Here is an 18,360-nt window from a genome sequence, read left to right as displayed (position 1 = left end):
CCCCCAGTCAAAGTTCGCTCCGGGGTGATTAATTCTGGAGGGATTCGCGAACCAGTCGGCTGACGACAACGACCGTTCATCAGCAGGTGGCTAGGAGCAGGTTCGAAGCCAAATCGATCCATGAGCAATGTCCGGTTCCAAGCGGTATAACGATGTCGGCTTTTGGCGCGGGCGGGCCATGCCCAATTGCGATGGTAGGCGCACCTGTCAGGTATGGGGACGCGGCGCTGATGCACCGACCTTTGGTTTAGACCATTGCTGATCGAACGAGGCGATCAATCTCACCGTCGCAATAACGGCTACCGCGGAGATTGCAGTCGCGATCGAGAACAGCCAGCCATAGCCCAGCGTATCCGCGAGCTTGCCCGCGATCATCGAGCCGGCGAGATAGACCAGCAGCTGCGCGCAGGCCATGATGGTGAAGTCGGTGCCGGGCTGCTCCGATGTCGTCACCGCCATGAACAGCGAATAGAGCGCCACGATCTCCATGTAACGGATCAGGGTCTGGAAGCCGGCCGCGCCGAACAGCGGCCAGGCGCCGGTGACGACGCCGAGCGCATGGCCGGCGAAGAGCAGGAAGCACAGCGTCCGCAGGCCGCCGAGAAGCGCGAGCACGAAGGCAAGCCCGCGCGTCTTGACCATCCAGGCGGCGAGGATCGAGCCGCCGAGGCCCGCCGTCGTCGCCGAGATGCCAGAGAGATAGCCGATCTGTGTCAGCGGCACGCCGGCATCGACCAGATAGGCTCCTTCCATCGCCTTCACGAGGCCTTCGCTGGCCCGGTAGATCAGCGCGATCCAGAGGATCTGGCGCGCTTCCGGGCGCCTCAGGAAGGCGCGGATCGAGGGTCGTGGCGCGCGCGCATCCGGCACCGGATCGGTCTCGCGCATCATCGCAGCCGCGATCAGCGGCAGCAGTGAGACGGCGGCGATCGTGAGCAGCATGCCGGTCCAGCCGATATGCTCGTAGAGCACCAGCCCCAGCGTGCCGCCGATGACGACGCCGAAGGCGATCGAGCCGCCCTGGATCGCGTTGCCTATCGGCCGGTCGGCTTCCGGCAGATATTTCGCCGCATAGCCGTCTGTCGCGATGTCCTGCGTCGAGATCAGCAGCGAGGCGACGAAGCCGATCGCGATGATGCAGCCGATTTGGGTCGGCCCCACCGCGATCAGCGCCAGGATCGTCGCGATCACGCCGATCTGGGTCAGGAACACCCAACCGGCGCGATGCACCCGCGCGAAGGGCCGGATCCGGTCGATCCACGGCGCCCAGATGAATTTGATCACCAGCGGGAGCAGCAGGATGCTCATATAGCCGATCGCGGTGCGCGACACGCCGACCTCGCGCATGATCGGCGGCAGCGCGGCGACGAACAGATAGGACGGGATCGATTGCGCCAGATAAAGCCCGCCGAGCACGACGAAGAGCCGCTGCCGCCCTATTGTCGGCTGCGCCACGTGGCCGTCTGGTAACGTCGTCGCGCTCATGATGCGGCAACCAGGTGCTGGAGCAGGAAGGCGCGGCCGACCGCCTCGTCCCGGTCGGCGATGATCGGGAACGGGCAGAGCTTGCGGAAGGTCTCGGCCGTCTTCTCGCTGGCATCCGGCCGCACGATGGCGCAGGCGCGGCAGAGCCGGCCGACCTGCGCCCGCGTCGCCTTGAACCAGAGCGCCTGCTCGCGCTCGCCAGCTTGCGAGAGCCCGCGGCCGCCGCCAAACACGGTCAGCAGCGCGAAGGAGCTCTGCTGCCGCCCGATCTCGGCCAGCGCATCGAGATAGGCCCGCTCGTCCTCATCGAGATAGGGCGGCATGAAGCGCAGCGTCACGAGGCGGTCGGCACCGATATCGAGGCTGACCATGGCGCTCAGAAGGTCTTCTTGAAGCCGAGCGTGACCGTGCGGCCCCAGGCATAGTTGGCGAGGTTGCGCACCGAGGTCGCGGTCGGGTTTTGGTAGCTGCGGTCGAACAGGTTGTTCACCGCGACATAGGCCTCGCCGGAGAAGACCGGCGCCGTCAGCGCGACGTTCATGGTCGCGGCGCCCTTGAGCTTGTAGCGGGTGCCGCGCAGGTCGATCGCCTCATCGCGCTCGGAGAAACCTTCGCCCTCGACCCGCAGGCTGACCCCGTTCACGAAGCGGTAGGTGCCGTGGATCATGACGCGCCAGGGCGAGCCGATGCGGTTGTTGGGCAGGTTCGAGTCGAGGCGCCCGTCGCCATTTGTGTCGTAGCGGCCTTCGCGGAAAGAGGCGACCGTGCCCATGCTGAACTGCTCTGTAAAGGCGTAGTCGCCGACGAATTCGACGCCCCAGATCCGTTCCTTCTGCTGCGACAGCGTGTTGGTTACGGGATCGAACGTGACGCCATCTTCCGAGGTGCTGATATAGCCCGACAGCGAACCCTTGAAGGCGCCGTAGCTGCCGCGCACGCCGAGCTCGTAGTTGTTGACGATCTGCGCCTCCGGCGCGATCGAGCCGTAGCTGATGGAGCGGCGGCTCGCGGGCAGACAGTTCGGCAGCGCAACCGGGCAGGCAAAGGCGGTCGAGATACCGGCGCGGCGGGTGAAGGCGCCGACATCGGGCAGGGCGAAGCCTTGCGAGAAGCCGCCGAAGACCTCGCTCGACTCCGACAGCTTCACGGTCGCGCCGATATTGGCGGTCAGCGCCGAATAGTCGAAGTCGCCGCCGGTGACGTTGAGCGCCGGCAAGACGAAGCTCTGGAAGCCCTGCGCATTGTTGGCGGCAACCGCGGCATAGGCGGCCGGCCGGACATAATCGGAGACCGAGAGCGCGAAATGCTCGTAGCGCAGGCCGCCGCGCAGGACGACGCGATCGCCGATCGGGATCTGGAGCTGGCCGAAGCCTGCCGCCGTGGTCTGCTTCAGCGGAGTGAACACGTCCTGGCCGCTGGTCAGCGTCTGCCAGGTCTTCTCCTGGATCAGGTCGCCGCCCCAGGTCAGCTTGGCGCCCGGCAGGAGACGGTCGAGAGAGGTGTCGATCGTGACGTTGGCACCGCCGCGCTGCGAATAGAGCGTCGTCTGGTTGTCGGGGCTCGTCGGCGCGAGCGGGTTGAAGGAGTAGTAGACCTGGGAGTTATAAGGGTAGGAGAAGGTCGAGAAATTGAAGCGCTTCTTGATGTCATTGTAGAAGCCCAGCACACTGAGCTTGCCGAGCACGAAGTCGCTGTCGGTGTAGCGCAGCGAGAGCGACTTTGTGTCCTCCATCACGCTCTGGCCGTTGTAGAGCTGCGTCCGTTCAGGGCGAGCGAAAGGGGCGGCATAGTTGGTCAGGTATTTCGGGTCCTGGTCGAAGGCGATCAGCGAGCCGTTGAGCTCGATGCGCTTGCTCGCATCGAAGTCGTAGCCGAGCTTGGCCAGCAGGTTGCCGGCTTTGTAGCGGTCGCCGCCGCCCTGGCCGAGCAGGCCGTCGGAGGGCAGTTCGCGTCCCGAGCCGTCATACGTCCGCCCTGCGCCGCGCATCTGCCCCGAGATCAGGTAATCGATGCCGTTAGGCACCTTGCCGGAGACGGTCAGCGCGGCTTCTGGCGCCAGCGAGCGGCCGATCTTCTGGGTGAAGGCGCGAACTGCCGTATTGACGGTGACGGTCGGCTTGCCGTCGGTCGCCTTTTTGGTGATGAAGTTCACCGTGCCGCCGGTCGCACCCGCACCGTAAAGGCTCGACGCACCGGAGACGACCTCGATCCGCTCGACCGAATTGAGGTCGATCAGCGACAGGATGCGCGAGACGTCGCGCAGCGGCGTGTTCAGCGGCACGCCGTCGAGCATCACCAAAAGGTCGCGACCGCGATAATTCTCAGACGCGCTGGAGACGGTCTGCGTCGGCGCCGAATAGCCCGGCACCAGCTTGCCGAGCGCGGCCGCGGCATTGGGGCTGAACTTGAGCTGCTCCTCGATCTGCTCGCGCCCGACGACCTGCACCGATTGCGGCGTTTCGGCGGTGCTGCGCTCGGCACGCGCCGCCGTCACCGTGATCGTGTCGAGATCGATCACCTGCTGATTGGCCTGAGGCGCAACCTGCGCGACCGCGATCGAGGAGGCGACCAGAGCCAGAAAGCTGGTGGCGAGAGAGATGGATCTGAGCATGACGGGCACCTATCGACGGCGGCTGCTGCATCCGGGCGCGGTCGACGGAGGTTCCATCCGCATTTTCGCCGACGCATTACTTGAAGAGATTACAGACTGCTTGTTTGGAATTATCGTAATGTAGATCTATTCCATCGCCCCACGCATTTGAGCGGAGACAATCTCGCTTGTTCGATTGCAGTATCGATGCCATGCGGGTTTAATCTTGGACCTGCGCGAACGGGTCATGGGACTCAAGCGAATCGAAGTGTCGAAAACGATGAATGTGGCGGCGGCGACACGCTCCGGGGCGGGCCGAACAGCAGGAGAACCGGCGGCAGCAAGCGAGTCGGACGGCGAGGCCTTCTCGCCGTTCTGGCTGGTGTCGAGCCAGGTCGGGCGGGAGGAGGCGAGCGCGCTGTCGCGCAAGGTGCTCGGGCACTCGGTCGGGCGCGAGGCGATGGAGGCCGACCTCGCCTTGCCCTTCGCCGCGCGCTGCGCCTTGACGACAAGGCCTGATATCGGCCTGATGTCCTGCTTCAATCCGGCCCTGCAATGGTCCTGGCCCCAGCCGGCGGATGGCGCCGGGCCACGCCATATCTTGGTCCGGCCCGCCGAGGGACGCGTCGTGATCGAGCAGGGCGATCGGCGGATCGTCCTAAAGGCGCGCGAGGCGGCAGTGCTGGCGCTCGATCCCGCGACGCAGACTCGCTTCTCGCTCGTGCAGATCGGCCGGATCGACCTGATTACGCTCGACGCGGCGCGATTGCCGTTGCTGGGCGAGCGGGCGGCGCCGGGGTTGATGCAGCCGGTTCCGCGCGGCAATCGCGGCCTGCAGGTCCTGGCGCATTATGGCGCGCTCTTGCTGCGCGGGCTCCTGCCGTTGCACTCGGCCGCGCTTCAGGGGCTCGCGGTCGGGCATATCCATGATCTGATCGGCGTCATGCTGGCCGATCGCAGCCTCCCGGCACCTCTGGCCGCGAGCGACCGGCGCGCCGGGCGGTTGATGGCGATCAAGGCCGATATCGAGGCGCGGCTGGAGCGGCGCGACCTCGGCATCGACATGTTGGCGGGGCTGCATGGCGTGAGCCCGCGCGCCATCCAGAAACTGTTCGAAACGGAAGCGCGGACCTTCTCGGACTATGTCCTGGAACGGCGGCTGGAGCGCGCATGGCACCGTCTTCTCACGGTCGAGGGCGGCGGGCCGACGATCAGCGCGGTGGCCTTCGAGGTCGGCTTCGGCGACCTGTCCTATTTCAACCGCAGCTTCCGCAAGCGCTTCGGTCGCTCGCCCTCGCAGATCAGGGCAGCCCTGTCGGACAGATGAGCCTGGATCAACATCACTTGGCCTTAGCCGTGCATCTGGCTGCTCTCCGACCAGGCGCTGTGGGGCAACTCGATTAGGTCTTCAGAGATTTCCTGGCCCAAAGTTCTCGAGCCTCGGGTGTATGCGTCTGGTTTTAAGCGACCGTCCAGAGTCTGCTTATGGCGCCACGCGGTCGGCTAGAAGCGCAGTCCTGATGAGCGGAGTGTCACGCAGATCGAGCCTGAATTCTTCAGTATTTTCAGGGTGAAGTTCGGGGTAGGCCACAATCCGAACGTCTCGTGTGAATTTGCCGCGGTTTGCGAAGACCGCCAAAAGGCGACCGCCGGCGGCGACCCGCCATGACAACCCCGATCGGCCGCGATAGTTTGGCTGTACGCTTCGAATGCTGCGCCCACCGGAGGCCGATCAATCGTCATGGAATGGGGGATTCTCGGCCTGCTTCTCGGTTTCTTCTTTTTCGTCATCGTTCCGTGGGCGGCCCTTCGGGCCTCCGGACGCAGCAACACGGCCCTCGATCAGATCGCGCAACTGAAGTCCGAGTTGGCCGTGCTCCGGGAGGAGCTGGGGTCGATGAGAGGCGGCAGCGTTCCAATCCTCGTCGCCCCGCCGGCTTATGAGGTCGCGCCAGCGGAAACGGCGCCGGAAGCCGAGCCGCTGCTGTCAGCCGAGATGCAGGCGCCCGACTCGGAGCCTGCGGCCGAAACCGCCTCGCCCGAACCCGAGGCGCTCGAGCCGTTGGCTTCCCCGGCGGAAACGATCCCGCTGGCGGCGCGGATGTCGGCCGAAGCGCACGCCGAGCCGGCGCCACCATTCGAGCGCTTCGAGCAGGAGGCCCTCCAGGAGCAGAACGCACGAGAAGAGCGAGAGGTGCCGCTGGAGCTGGAGGCGCAGATCGAGCCGCCGCCACCGCGGCGCGACATCGAGGAGACCATCGGCTCGCGCTGGGCCGTCTGGGTCGGCGGCGTCGCGCTGGCCTTCGGCGGGCTATTCCTGGTCCGCTACTCGATCGAGGCCGGCCTGTTCGGTCCCGACGTGCGGCTGCTGATGGGCGCCGTCTTCGCCCTGCTGCTGGCCGGGGCCAGCGAATATCTGCGCCGCCGCGAGGCGCCGCTGCCGTTCAATGCGCCCGGCGCGCTCGGCAACGCCAACATCCCATCCGTCTTGGCCGGTGTCAGCGTACTGGCCGGCTTCGGCGTCGTCTTCGCCGCCCATGCCATCTACGGTTTTATCGGCCCGACGCCCGCCTTCGCAATGATGGCGCTGATCGGCCTTGCAGCACTCGCCGCCTCCCTGCTGCACGGGCCGGCACTCGGGCTCTTTGGGCTGGTCGGCTCCTATGTGACTCCTTTCCTGATCGCGAGCACGGCCCCGGACTTCGCCTCGCTCTCGCTCTTCATCGCCTTCGTGACGGCCATCGCTTTCCTGCTGCATGCGCGACGCCCAGGTCGGATCGTCACCTTGGCGGCCGTCGCCGGCCACGCAGCCTGGACCGTGCTGATCGCCTTCACAATGCGCGGGCTGCTCTGGCCCTCCTTCCTCGCCGGAGCCGGCGCCGTCCTGGCATGGCTGCTGCTGAAGGAACTGCCGCTGTGGCGCCGGCGCGGCGAACTCGCACCCTGGCGTCCGGTCCCGTGCGATCTCACCGGCCTCGTCGCCATTGCGGTGCCGCTAGTCATCTCGGGGGGGCTCTGGGTCGGCATCGGCGCGCCGGGGCCGCTGTACCTCGCGATCCTCGCGACAATCGCGGTCGGCCTCGTCGCCGCGGTCCGCCATCGCGACCTCGCGCCGCTGGCCCTCGTCGCGGCCGCCGGCGCCGTCGGCATGATCCTGCTTTGGCCTCGCCAGGACGGGCCGCTCGGCCTGTCGCCCGCGACCCTAATCGACCTGGTCCGGCTTAGCATCGCCCCGGATGCCGGGCCCGGACTGACTTGGACTGCCGCGCTTTTCGCCGTGGTGATCGGCGGGCTGCCCTTCGCGGCCCTGGTCACGCGCCGCTGGGCCGGCGCCGGGGGCTATGTCGAGCGCGGCTGTCTTGCTTTCGCCTCGGCGGTAGCGCCGGTCTGCCTGCTGCTGGCAACCACGCTGCGCGTCAACGGCTTCGAGCGCTCGCCCGGCTTCGCGGCACTGGCGGCGCTGCTGGTCGTGGCGCTGTTCCTCGCCTCCGAGTTCCTTCTGCGGGTCGAGCGTGCCAGCACCCGATCACGCAACCCGCTCGCTTTGATCGGCTCTGCCGCCTATGCCGCGGCCGGCGCGATCGCGCTCGGCCTCGCCGTGGCGCTGGCCCTGCGCGAGACCTGGCTTGTGGTAGGCTTCGCGATCGCTGCCGCCGGCCTCGCCATCCTCGCCCGCGCCCGCCCGCTCCCATTGCTGCGGACGATGTCGGCCAGCCTCGCGACCGCCGCCTTCGCACGCTGGGTCTGGGATCCGATCCTCACCGACATGGGCTCGTGGCCGCTGCTCAACTGGCTGATCCCGGCCTATGCCCTGCCGGCTGTGTGCTTCTGGGTGGCCGCACTGGCGCTGCGCGGCACGCAGGATCGGCCGAAAATGGTGCATCAGGCGCTCGCCGCCTTCTTCACCGCGGCCTTCGTGCTGCTGCAGGTCCACCAGCTCTTCGTCGGCCCTGATCTGACGCCCGATCTCGCCCGGATCGCCGGCCATTATGCCCAGCCGCGCAACCGGTTGTTCGAGGAGGTCGCCTGCCTCGTCATTGCGGCCGGACTACTGGGCGCCGGATTCCAGCGCCTGGGCCGGGGCGCGGGCAACGCGGTTTTCCGGATCGCCGGACTCGCCGCCGCAGCGCTCACGATCTTGCTCGCCATCGGCGGGCTCTGCGCCCTGCTCAACCCGCTGTTCGACGGCACCACGGTCGATGGCTGGCCGGTGCTAAACCGACTGCTCTGCTACGTCGTCGCCGGCGCTGCGCTCGGCGCGCTCGGCTTCGCCACATCGCGCGAGGGCGGTTCCCCGGTCGCGGATGCGCTGAGCGCCTGCGGGGCCTTCCTCGTCTCGCTCGGCCTCGTCCTGATAACCCGCCACGGCTTCGCTGGGCCGCAGCTCTCGCCGGTGGACGGCGCCTCGGTCGGCTACGCCGAATCCGTCATGATCGCCGTCGTGCTGATCGCGCTGACGGCTGCGGCACGGCTCTGGCACGATGCGGCGCAGGGCCGGATCGCCCGGCTCGCCGTCGTGACGCTTGGCTGCATCGCGGTCGGCTGGACCGTCCTCGCCCTTGGCTTCGGGCGCAACCCGTTCCTGGACAGGCATACGGTCGAGGGGCCGGTCGTGTTCAATCGCATCCTGTGGGGCTACGGGCTGGCGTCCCTCGCCCTTGCCGGTCTCGGGCTGTGGCTTCGGGAAGGCTTCCCCAGGCTTTCGCGCGCCTTCGGCCACGCGGCAGCCGCGGCAGCCATCGGTTGCGCCTTCCTGCTGCTGCGCCATGCGCTGCATGGCCCCCATCTGTCATCCGAAGTGCCGATCACCCTGGCCGAATCCGGGATCTACGCTGCGCTCGGCTTCATGGTGGCGATCGCCGTGATGATCGCGGGTTCGGTCCGCTGGCTGGGACGTAGCGTGCCGGTCGATCCTTTAGCCGCGACGCTGGCCGCCTGCGGCTTCTTTGCCGGCGTCGCCGTGATCGCCAGCCCGGCGGTGACCGACCAGCCTCTCGCCGGCGTGCTAATCCTCGACAACGCGCTGGTCGGCTACCTGCTGCCCGGAGCCATCGCCTTCGCGGCCACCGCCTGGGCACGGGCCCATCTCGCCCGGCCGCTGATAGCGCGGGCTTATGGCGTCGCCGCCATTCTGGGGGCGCTGGCCTATGTCGTTACCGAGGTTCGTCGCGCCTTCGTCGGCCCCGACCTGTTCAGCGCCAATGTCGGCGCCGGCGAGCTCTATGCCTATTCGGCCGCGATCCTGCTCTATGGCATCGCGCTGCTGGCGCTCGGCTTCCGGGCTGGGTGGCGCGATCTGCGCCTGGCCTCGCTCGGCATCGTCACCATCGCGATCTGCAAGGCCTTCCTCATCGACATGTCGGGGCTGGAGGGCCTGCTGCGGGCGCTGTCCTTCATCGGCCTCGGCGCAAGCTTAGTCGCCATCGGCCTCGCCTACCAGCGCCTGCTACGCCGCGGGACGAACACCGCCGCGTCCGAAGTATAGCTGTGTTGTCCATAACGGGACAATTTCCGCTATGACTTACTGCGCGACGTAGGACGGCTTTCCGGCAGGGAGGCCCAGTCCGCTTCTGGCGCTTTAAGGCAGCGGTAGGATCGCATTTGAATTGCGTTGACCGGCGGCGCTAACGCAGCAGGCGAGCTGGCGGCAGGGTCCGATGCCAAAGTAGGGACACAGGCTCGAAGGTTGCCGGGACATTCTGCTAACGGGCCAATCGAGGTGCCGGTCGATGCTCATGACAAAGCCGCCGCGACTATCATTCACACGGCACCTGACGAATCCAGCGCTCACAACGTCGATCAGCACTGAAGGCCGCTGCGGATGAGCTCGGAGAGGCGGTATCCATGTGACGTGCTACGATCGCCCCATAAACTGTTCTCGTCGCTTCGGTCCTCGCGCTAACTCGGCCTAAAATCTGTCGCGACATGAGATCTATCGGACAGGTCAACATCGCAGATTGATCATCTCGGCGGCGGAATGACCGATTCTCTCTCGATGAGGCGCGTTTGCAGAATGATGCGCTGGCCGGCGGTGGTGTCCCCGCGGGCGCGCCGCACAAGGGCAGCAGCGCTTTCCGAGCCCAGTTCGTAGCACGGCTGCGCGATGACCGTAATGGACGGCGTCGTTACGCCGGTCCAGTCCGCATCATGGAAGGCGATGAGCGACAGATCGCGGGGAATGGCGATGCCCAGCGCGCGCAACGCCTTAAACAGCTCGAGTGCAACCACGTTGTCGGATGCGATGAGGGCGGTTGGCCGGTCGGGCAGCGCCATCAGTTCGGCAACGATCCTGGGCGCGCCGCCCAGCCGGTTCACGCCGAGGCGGACATAGCGCTCGCAGCCTTCTCCGCCCGCCTGCGCGGCAGCCTCGAGAAAGCCTTCGATGCGGTCGCGTACGGTAGACAGATGAAGCTGGTGCGGACCGCGATACACCGGATCGTCGCACGCTGTCGCCGACACGTAGCTGATGCGCCGATGCCCGGCTTCGGTGAGCCGTCGCGCCACGGCGGCGCCGGCGGCCCGGTCGTCAGCGACCACTGTGTCGACGCTCATCGAAGGGATGTAGCGATCCAGCAGCACGATCGGCCGCCCGCTGGCTTCCACGGCACACAGGTGTTCCGTGTCATGCATGCTGGCAGGCGTGACGATCAGACCGTCGACGCGCTTGCCCAGCAACATGCGTATGGCGTCTCGCTCGCGTTCGACGTCCTCGCCGGAATTCGCGAGGATGACATCGAAACCCTCGGCCCGCGCCACATCGCTGATGCCGCGTACCGCCAAGCCGAAATAGGGGTTCTCGACGTCGGCGACGACGACGCCGATCGCGCGCGACCGGCCCGTCGTCATGCTGCGGGCGACCTCATTTGGCCGGTAGTCGAGGATCCGAGCGGCGGTCATCACCTTGTCCCGAACCGCTGGACTGGTGACGCTGTAGCCGCCGAGCACGCGCGCCGCGGTCGCCTTGGAGACGCCGGCCTCTCGCGCGACATCCTGCACGGTTGCATCTCGAGGCTTCGATGGTGAATCGCTCATGTGTTCGCCTTAGTTCCGCTACCCGACGATCGCAACGCGAAACGGTGGCGATTGACAGATGAGACCGGTCTCATTATCCCTTATAGCATCGTGAGGGGCGGGATGTCATGATGCGCAAGCTGAAGTGGGGCGTGCTCGGCGCGGCAAACATCGCGCGCAAACATGTCATTCCCGCCATGCTGGCGAGCCAGCGTTGCGAACTCGTTGCGGTCGCTTCGCGCGACGAAGAGCGTGCGCGTGCCGTGGCAAGCGAATTCGGCGTTCCCAAGGCCTACGGTTCCTATGAAGCTCTGCTGGCCGACCGGGACGTCGAGGCGATCTACAATCCGCTGCCCAATCATCTGCACGCGCCCTGGACGATCAAGGCGCTGGAGGCCGGCAAGCACGTCCTGTGCGAGAAGCCGATCGCGCTCGACGCCGCCGAGGCCCGCGAGATCGCCGCCGCCGCCGAGCGTGCGGGCCGGCTGGTCATGGAAGCCTTCATGGTGCGCTTCCATCCGCAGTGGCGGCAGGCGCGCGCGATCGCGGAAAACGGGCGCATCGGCGACGTGCGCGCGATGCAGACGATCTTTTCCTACTACCTGACCGACCCCGCCAATGTCCGCAACCAGCGCGACATAGGCGGCGGCGGGCTCTACGATGTCGGCTGCTACGCCATCAACACGGCGCGCCACATCTTCGGCGCCGAGCCGGAGCGGGCCATCGCGCTGGTGACAACCGATCCGATCCTGGGCACCGATTGCATCACCAGCGGCCTGCTGGCGTTTTCGCAGGGCCGGCAGCTCGCCTTCACATGCGCAACGCAACTCGTGCCGTGCCAGCGCGTGCAGATCCTCGGAACGCGCGGCCGCATCGAGATCGAGATTCCCTTCAACGCGCCCAGGGCTGCCGACGCGTCGATCGTCGTCGATGACGGCAGCGACCTCGCCGGCGGCGGCCGGGAACGGATCGTTGTTCCTGCTTGCGACCAGTATGCGCTGCAATGCGACGCCTTCTCGCGTGCCGTGCTCGGCGAAGAGCCGCTCGCCGCGACGATGTCCGACGCCGTGGCGAACATGCGCGCGATCGACGCTCTTTTCCGCTCGGTGCGCTCCGGCGCCTGGGAAGCGCCGTGAGCCGTACCGCCACCCACCGCCTCGTCTGAAGCAGAGAGAAACCTCGTGAGACCGTCTCCAGACCGCCCGAGCATCGTGATCATCGGCGGGGGCATCTTCGGTGTCTCCACGGCGCTACATCTCGTCCGCCAGGGATCGCGCGTCACGCTCGTCACCGAGGGTGTCCTCGGCAGCGGCGCTTCGGGCCGTTCGTTGTCCTGGCTCAACTCGGCTCGTGCTCGCTCGGCCGCCTATCACCGCCTGCGGATGGTCGGCATCGATCGCTACCGCACGCTGGCGTCACAGCATCCGCAAGCTCCGTGGGTACGCTTCGACGGCGGCCTCACCTGGGACACCGACGATGCGTCGAATGCGATCGACGCCGCCGAGGCGCATGAACGCAGCATCGGCTACGACGTGATGCGCCTGGCGCCTGAAGAGGTCGCTGCCGTCACGCCCGGCGTCGATGCGCGGGCCATCGCGCGGCAGGGCGCGTTGTTCAATCCCGGCGAGGGCTGGGTCGATCTCCCTGCCCTGATCGGCCTCCTCGCCGCGGAGCTTCGTATGCGGGGCGGCGAGATCGTCGAGAACGCCGGCGCCGCATCGGTGCTCGTCCGCAACGGCTCTGCCCGCGGCGCGAAGGCTGCCGACGACCGTCTGTTCGAAGCCGATGCCTGCCTGATCGCAACCGGTCCCCGCGCCCCCGCCATGGCCGCCGATCTCGGGGTGGACATTCCCGACGCGTCGCCGATCGGGCTTCTGGTCAAGACGGCGCCTGTGGAGACCGCGCTCCGTGCCGTGCTGAACACGCCGCGCGTGGCCGTGCGACCCACGCCCGACGGTGCTTTGGTGCTCGACTCCGCCTGGTCTGAGGAAGCGATGCACGTCAACGCAGACGGCAGCTTCGCTGTGCCGCAGGATACGATCGAGGGCCTGCTGCGGGAGGCCTCCGCCGTGCTGGGCGGCAACCCGAAGCTTACCTTCGGCTCCTATGGCGCAGGGCGCAAGCCCATCCCGGGAGACGGCGAGCCGGTTTTCGGCGCGCTGGACGGGATCGGCTCCTGTTTCGTTGCCTTCAGTCACAGCGGCGCGACGCTGGGACTGATCGCGGGCGAGCTCCTGGCGGACGAGATCGCCAATGGCCGCCGCAGCCCGCTGCTGGACGACTTCCGGCCTAGCCGCTTCCAGACCGCTGCCCGAACCTTGGCTGACGCCTGATGCCACGCGTCGCCCGACCGATCCGCATCGCCGACATCTGCCGCGAGAAAGGGTCGCGAATCCGCGCCCGTCGCTAACTACGAGCTGGCCCACAAAAAGCAAAAGAGGAGCGGGAATGATGACGCAACTTTCGTTCAAGAACGCGATGGCATCACTTTTGGTATCAGCGTCCATGCTGTGGGGCGTGGCCGCCGCACAGGCCCAATCCCTGCCGCCGCTGCCCAAGGCGGTCAAGGATGCCGGGGTGCTCCGCATCGGCGTGCGCTGCGACGCGCCGCCCTTCGGTCAGTCGGCCACCGACGGCAAGCCGGTCGGCATCGAGATCGACATCGCAAAGCAGCTCGCCGTCTATGCGCTCGGCTCGGCCGACAAGGCGGAACTGACCTGCGTCGCAACGGATGCGCGCATCCCCTCGCTGACCGGCCGCAAGATAGACCTGCTCGTGGCAACGCTGGGCCGCACCCCGCCCCGTGAGCAGGTGATCGATTATTCGACGATCTACTACTGGGGCAGCAGCAACGTCGCCGTGCTGAAAGACAGCCCCGTGCAGAGCCTTGCCGAGCTGAAAGGCAAGTCGATCCTGATCGTGAAGGGCGGCAACCAGATCAACTGGCTGCGCAACAACATTCCGGACGTTCAGTTCGTGCAGCTCAACAACGCCTCGGACAGCCTGCAGGCCCTGTTCCAGGGACGTGCGGACGCTTACGTCACCGACGGCACCACGATGGCGCTGCTGCTGGGCAACTATCCCAATCTGCGCGTGCTCAAGGGCGAGGTCGACCTTGGCTTCAACGGCGTCGGCATTCGCAAGGGCGAGCCCGAGATGAAGGCCTTTGTCGATGCCGCTCTCGCACGGATGAAGGACGAAGGCCTGCTCTCGAAGTCGGTGAAGACCCATGTCGCCGACGCCAGTCTGCAAGCGCAGATGATCCGCTCCTTCGAGACCCCGCCACCGTCGAACTGACGGCAGGCGCGCCGGCGGGCGGACCGTCGCCGGCGCGCCGTTTGCTGGTCCTCCTGGGGAAGCACCATGGACCTCGACTATATCCTCGGCGCGTTCCCGGATCTCATGAAGGGTCTGAAGATGACCCTGATGGTCAGCGCGCTGTCGATCAGCCTGTCCCTCATCCTCGGGGCGCTGGGGGCCGCCTTGCGTACCAGCGGCAACGCGCTTCTTCGGTATTTGGTCGTCGGCTATGTGGAATTCGTGCGGGGCACGCCGCTGCTGGTGCAGATCTTCTTCATCTTCTTCGGCCTGCCCAGCCTCGGCATCCGCTTCTCGGTATTCTGGTCCGGCGTCATTGCCCTGACGGTCTGGGCCACGGCGTTCCAGATCGAGAATGCCCGCGCAGGGCTTGCCTCGGTGGCGCCGGGCATTCGCGATGCGTCCATCGCACTGGGTCTGAAGCGCTGGCACCACGCGATCCTCGTCGTCTTGCCGATCGCCGCCCGGGCCGCCCTGCCACCCGCCATGAACACCGTCGTCTCGACCTTCAAGAATTCGGCCTACCTGCAGACGATCGGGCTCGTGGAGTTGACCTTCGTCGCCGTCGATCGCATCGCCTATGACTTCCGGGCGGTCGAGATGTTCGCGACGATCTGCGTGATCTACCTGTTCTGCGTCTTCGTTCTGGCAGGGCTGGCCAAGCTGGTCGAGCACCGGCTCGATCGTCCTTTCGCGGAGCGCTGACCATGCTGCTCCTGGAGTTCCGGAATTTTCTGCTGGCGGGCTTCGTCAACACGCTGCTGCTGTCGCTCGTGCTCACGGCGGGCGCCACCTTGTGCGCCGTCCTGTTCACGGTCGCGCTGTCGACGCGCTCCACGGTCTTGACCGGCTTCGTCTATGGCCTCGTCGAGTGCCTGCGCGACGTCCCGCTGATGGTCACCGTGCTGCTGGCTTATTTCGTGCTGCCGAAGGCCGGCATCTCGCTCAATCCCTTCTGGTCGAGCGCGCTCAGCATCTCGCTTTGGGGCGGCGCCAATGGCGCGCATATCATCCGCGCCGGCCTGACCGCCGTTCCGAAAGGGCAACGCGAGGCCGCCGACGCGTTCGGCCTGCGTGGCTGGCGCAAGCTCATTCTGGTCGTCCTGCCGCAGGCGATGCCGGTGATCATCCCTCCCTATGTCGGCCTGGTGACAGGCCTGGTGCAGGCGAGTTCGCTCGGCGCGGTGATCGGAGTGGAGGAAGTCTTCCGCGCCGGTCAGGTCATCATCGAGCAGACCACGCTCACGCGGGGCGGCAGTCCAGCCTATCTCGTCTACGGCTTCCTGCTCGTCATCTATTTCGTGCTGTGCTGGCTGATTTCCCACGTCGGGCGTCGCTTCGAGCAATACTTCACCCGGCATTTGACGGGAGCCGATGACGCCTCCCCTCTGCCGCGAGATGCGACACAAGTCGTGCCTGCCTGACGTCGGCGGCAGTGGAGTTCTTTGCCACCGCATGGCGCATCTACTGAAGGCGTTCGATGTCCTGATCCGTCCAGGGGACGTCTGCTTGATGGTAGTGAGCGAATGTTCGGAATTGGCGCGAGGCCGACTGACCGGCCTAGACGCTCCCAATATGACTGTAAGGCGATTGAATTCGCGCCTTCTATTGGCCTCCATATTTTTGTGGGAGCCGCTTATCCGGCGGAGAGCACTCCGTCAGCGTGATCGTGGTCGCGCCTTGACGCGGCCGCTTCGTACGTACCCGCCGTACTTCGGGGCAGGAAGGACGGCGCCTTAGTCAGATACCAAGGCGTCGCCTCACGCGGCGAGGCTACGCATCTCCGCGATAAGGTCGGCTTTGCCCTCAAAGCCAATGCCCGGCAGGTCCGGCATGACAATGTGGCCGGCCTCGACGCGCACGCCGTCAGGGTAGCCACCATAGGGCTGGAACAGGTCGGGGTAGGATTCGTTGCCACCGAGGCCGAGACCCGCTGCGATGTTCAGCGACATCTGGTGGCCGCCATGGGGGATGCAACGACGCCAGGACCAGCCGTTCTGCTTCAGCATCTCCAGCGTGCGCAGATACTCGACGAGGCCGTAGCTTAGCGCGCAGTCGAACTGCAGCCAGTCGCGGTCCGGGCGCATGCCGCCATAGCGGATCAGGTTGCGGGCGTCCTGCATCGAGAACAGGTTCTCGCCGGTCGCCATCGGGCCGGGATAATGCTCTGCGAGCCTGGCCTGGAGATCGTAGTCGAGTGGATCGCCAGCTTCTTCATACCAGAAGAGATCGTATTGGCGCAGCGCCTTGGCATAGGCGATCGCGGTCTCCAGGTCGAAGCGGCCATTGGCGTCGACCGCGAGCTTGCAGCCGGTCGGCAGCATTCGCAGCACGGTCTCGATGCGCTCGCAATCGTCGGCCAGCGGGGCGCCGCCGATCTTCATCTTTACGACCGTGTAGCCGCGGTCGAGATAGCCCTGCATCTCGGCCGCGAGGCCTTCCAGCCCCTTGCCGGGATAGTAGTAGCCGCCTGCGGCATAGACGAAGACCCGGGGGTCGGCGGTGACACCGGCCCGCTCGGCCAGCATCCGGAAGAGCGGCTTGCCGGCGATCTTGGCTACGGCGTCCCAGACCGCCATGTCGATGGTGCCAATCGCGACCGAGCGCTCGCCATGGCCGCCCGGCTTCTCGTTGGTGAACATCGCCGCCCAGACCTTGCCGGGGTCGAGGTTGCTGCCCTCCCCATCGAGCAGGCTGTCAGGCTCCGCCTGCAGAATACGCGGGGCGAAGCGCTCGCGGATCAAGCCGCCCTGGCCATAGCGCCCGTTGGAGTTGAAGCCGTAGCCGATCACCGATTTACCGTCGCGGACGACGTCGGTGACGACCGCCACGAGGCTCAGCGTCATCTTCGAGAAGTCGATGAAGGCATTGGCGATGGGCGAGGCGATCGGAGCAGTGCGCTCCCGGATGTCGACGATACGCATTTAAGATCCTGACGTGATGGAGATCGGAGGGGTTCAGTCGGCGAACTGACCGGCGGCCTGGATCAGCGGACGCCAGCGGCCGATGTCGTCTTTCAGGGTCTGTGCCAAGGCGTCCGGCGTGGCTTTTTCCGGCGTCGGTATTGTGCTGATGTCAGTGAAGCGCTTGCCGAGCGAGGGGTCCTGCAGTGCCTTCGCCAACGCTGCCGACAGCGTCTGAACCACGGCGTCAGGGGTCTTCGCTGGCACGAACAGGCCGTGCCACACGCTGATTTCCATGTTGGGAAGGCCGCCTTCGACCACTGTGGGCACATCGGGAAGCGCGGGGATTCGCTGCATGCTCGTGACGGCATACCCCTTGATGCTCTTCGACTGCAGCTGGGGCGCGGCAGTGGTGGCCTGCTCGCAGCCAAGGTCGACCTGGTTCGCCAGCAGCGCCTGCAGTACCGGCCCGCCGCCCCGGAAAGGCACCTGAGTGAGCTTCCTGTCGACGGCTGCCATGAACAGCAGTCCGCAGAGTTGGGAAGAGGCGCCCAGGCCCGAATGGGCAAAAGTCATCTCCTGCCCGCGCGCTTTGACGTCTTTAATCAGATCCGCGAGTGATTCAGGCTGGTATCCCGGCCGGGCGATGATCGCCATGCTGGCATCCGAGACGACGCCGACGGGCTTGAGATCGGCGATCGGATCGAAAGGCAGCTTGCGATAGAGGGTGACGGCCGTCGCCAGTCCGAGATGGTTGAGCAGGATGGTGTGTCCGTCGGGATCGGAGCGGACGGCTCGATGACTGCCGGTCGTGCCGCCAGCGCCGGCCACATTCTCGACGATGATGTTATGGCCGAGAATACGGCCCATCGTTTCGGCGGTCACGCGAGCGACCGTGTCGGTCGGCCCCCCGGCGGCAAAGGGAACGATCATCGTGATCGGCCGTGTAGGATAATTCTGCGCCGCAGCCGGCGTCGCGATCGCCGCCGCCAGCAGAATGCCAAGAGCCAGTTTCGCCATCGTTGCCTCCCCGTTTTTGGTTGACGGGACGAT

14 protein-coding genes are annotated in these 18,360 nt (G+C 66.4%); 8 read left to right on the top strand and 6 right to left on the bottom strand.

The genetic code is table 11. The features are described 5' to 3' along the window. Positions 1–207: 207 nt before the first annotated feature. The 3 genes from AXW83_RS23980 to AXW83_RS23970 are packed head-to-tail and all read right to left on the bottom strand — an operon-like array spanning position 208 to position 4,096. Positions 208–1,485, bottom strand: a complete 1,278-nt coding sequence (locus AXW83_RS23980; protein WP_066618392.1) for an MFS transporter — start codon at positions 1,483–1,485, stop codon at positions 208–210. Beyond that, on the bottom strand, positions 1,482–1,856 hold the full coding sequence (locus tag AXW83_RS23975; RefSeq protein WP_066618390.1) for a hypothetical protein: 375 nt from the start codon (positions 1,854–1,856) through the stop codon (positions 1,482–1,484). Before AXW83_RS23975 ends, AXW83_RS23980 begins: the two co-directional genes overlap by 4 nt. Before the next feature lie 5 nt (positions 1,857–1,861). Then, the gene (locus tag AXW83_RS23970; RefSeq protein WP_066618389.1) at positions 1,862–4,096 is read right to left on the bottom strand and encodes a TonB-dependent receptor; all 2,235 of its coding nucleotides are present in this window, start codon (positions 4,094–4,096) and stop codon (positions 1,862–1,864) included. On the opposite strand from AXW83_RS23970, the gene AXW83_RS28075 reads away from it, so the two are divergent. The 3 genes from AXW83_RS28075 (at position 4,095) to AXW83_RS23960 (ending at position 9,560) form a co-directional block, all read left to right on the top strand. Beyond that, positions 4,095–4,220, top strand: a complete 126-nt coding sequence (locus tag AXW83_RS28075; protein WP_257722108.1) for a hypothetical protein — start codon at positions 4,095–4,097, stop codon at positions 4,218–4,220. The genes AXW83_RS23970 and AXW83_RS28075 overlap by 2 nt on opposite strands. Before the next feature lie 102 nt (positions 4,221–4,322). Next, entirely contained in the window at positions 4,323–5,402 is a 1,080-nt protein-coding gene (locus AXW83_RS23965) for a helix-turn-helix transcriptional regulator (RefSeq protein ID WP_066618387.1), read from the top strand. 414 nt (positions 5,403–5,816) lie between these two features. Further along, a complete protein-coding gene (locus AXW83_RS23960; protein ID WP_066618385.1) occupies positions 5,817–9,560 on the top strand; it encodes a DUF2339 domain-containing protein in 3,744 nt (1,247 codons plus the stop codon). Positions 9,561–10,036: 476 nt separating this feature from the next. On the opposite strand, the gene AXW83_RS23955 is transcribed toward AXW83_RS23960, so the two are convergent. After that, complete coding sequence (locus tag AXW83_RS23955; protein WP_066618384.1) at positions 10,037–11,107, bottom strand: LacI family DNA-binding transcriptional regulator; 1,071 nt, start codon at positions 11,105–11,107, stop codon at positions 10,037–10,039. A gap of 107 nt (positions 11,108–11,214) precedes the next feature. Here AXW83_RS23955 and AXW83_RS23950 point away from each other — a divergent pair, with 107 nt between their 5' ends. The 5 genes from AXW83_RS23950 (at position 11,215) to AXW83_RS23930 (ending at position 15,828) form a co-directional block, all read left to right on the top strand. Continuing rightward, the gene (locus AXW83_RS23950; RefSeq protein WP_066618383.1) at positions 11,215–12,222 is read left to right on the top strand and encodes a Gfo/Idh/MocA family protein; all 1,008 of its coding nucleotides are present in this window, start codon (positions 11,215–11,217) and stop codon (positions 12,220–12,222) included. Positions 12,223–12,267: 45 nt separating this feature from the next. Further along, positions 12,268–13,419: an NAD(P)/FAD-dependent oxidoreductase gene (locus tag AXW83_RS23945; protein ID WP_066618374.1), complete on the top strand. Its 1,152-nt coding sequence runs from the start codon at positions 12,268–12,270 to the stop codon at positions 13,417–13,419. A 118-nt stretch (positions 13,420–13,537) separates the two neighbouring features. Then, entirely contained in the window at positions 13,538–14,383 is an 846-nt protein-coding gene (locus AXW83_RS23940; protein WP_236841758.1) for a transporter substrate-binding domain-containing protein, read from the top strand. A gap of 66 nt (positions 14,384–14,449) precedes the next feature. Beyond that, the gene (locus tag AXW83_RS23935) at positions 14,450–15,109 is read left to right on the top strand and encodes an amino acid ABC transporter permease (RefSeq protein ID WP_066618368.1); all 660 of its coding nucleotides are present in this window, start codon (positions 14,450–14,452) and stop codon (positions 15,107–15,109) included. Between the two features lie 2 nt (positions 15,110–15,111). Beyond that, entirely contained in the window at positions 15,112–15,828 is a 717-nt protein-coding gene (locus tag AXW83_RS23930) for an amino acid ABC transporter permease (RefSeq protein WP_066618366.1), read from the top strand. 336 nt (positions 15,829–16,164) lie between these two features. Here the strand turns inward: AXW83_RS23930 and AXW83_RS23925 are convergent, their stop codons facing one another. Both AXW83_RS23925 and AXW83_RS23920 read right to left on the bottom strand, forming a co-directional pair. Then, on the bottom strand, positions 16,165–17,328 hold the full coding sequence (locus AXW83_RS23925; protein WP_066618364.1) for a mandelate racemase/muconate lactonizing enzyme family protein: 1,164 nt from the start codon (positions 17,326–17,328) through the stop codon (positions 16,165–16,167). Between the two features lie 33 nt (positions 17,329–17,361). Further along, on the bottom strand, positions 17,362–18,327 hold the full coding sequence (locus AXW83_RS23920; RefSeq protein ID WP_066618354.1) for a tripartite tricarboxylate transporter substrate-binding protein: 966 nt from the start codon (positions 18,325–18,327) through the stop codon (positions 17,362–17,364). Between the last annotated feature and the right edge of the window lie 33 nt (positions 18,328–18,360).

The sequence above is a fragment of the Bosea sp. PAMC 26642 genome (assembly GCF_001562255.1).
Taxonomy (GTDB): domain Bacteria; phylum Pseudomonadota; class Alphaproteobacteria; order Rhizobiales; family Beijerinckiaceae; genus Allobosea.
This window is presented reverse-complemented; position numbering and strand designations above follow the sequence as displayed.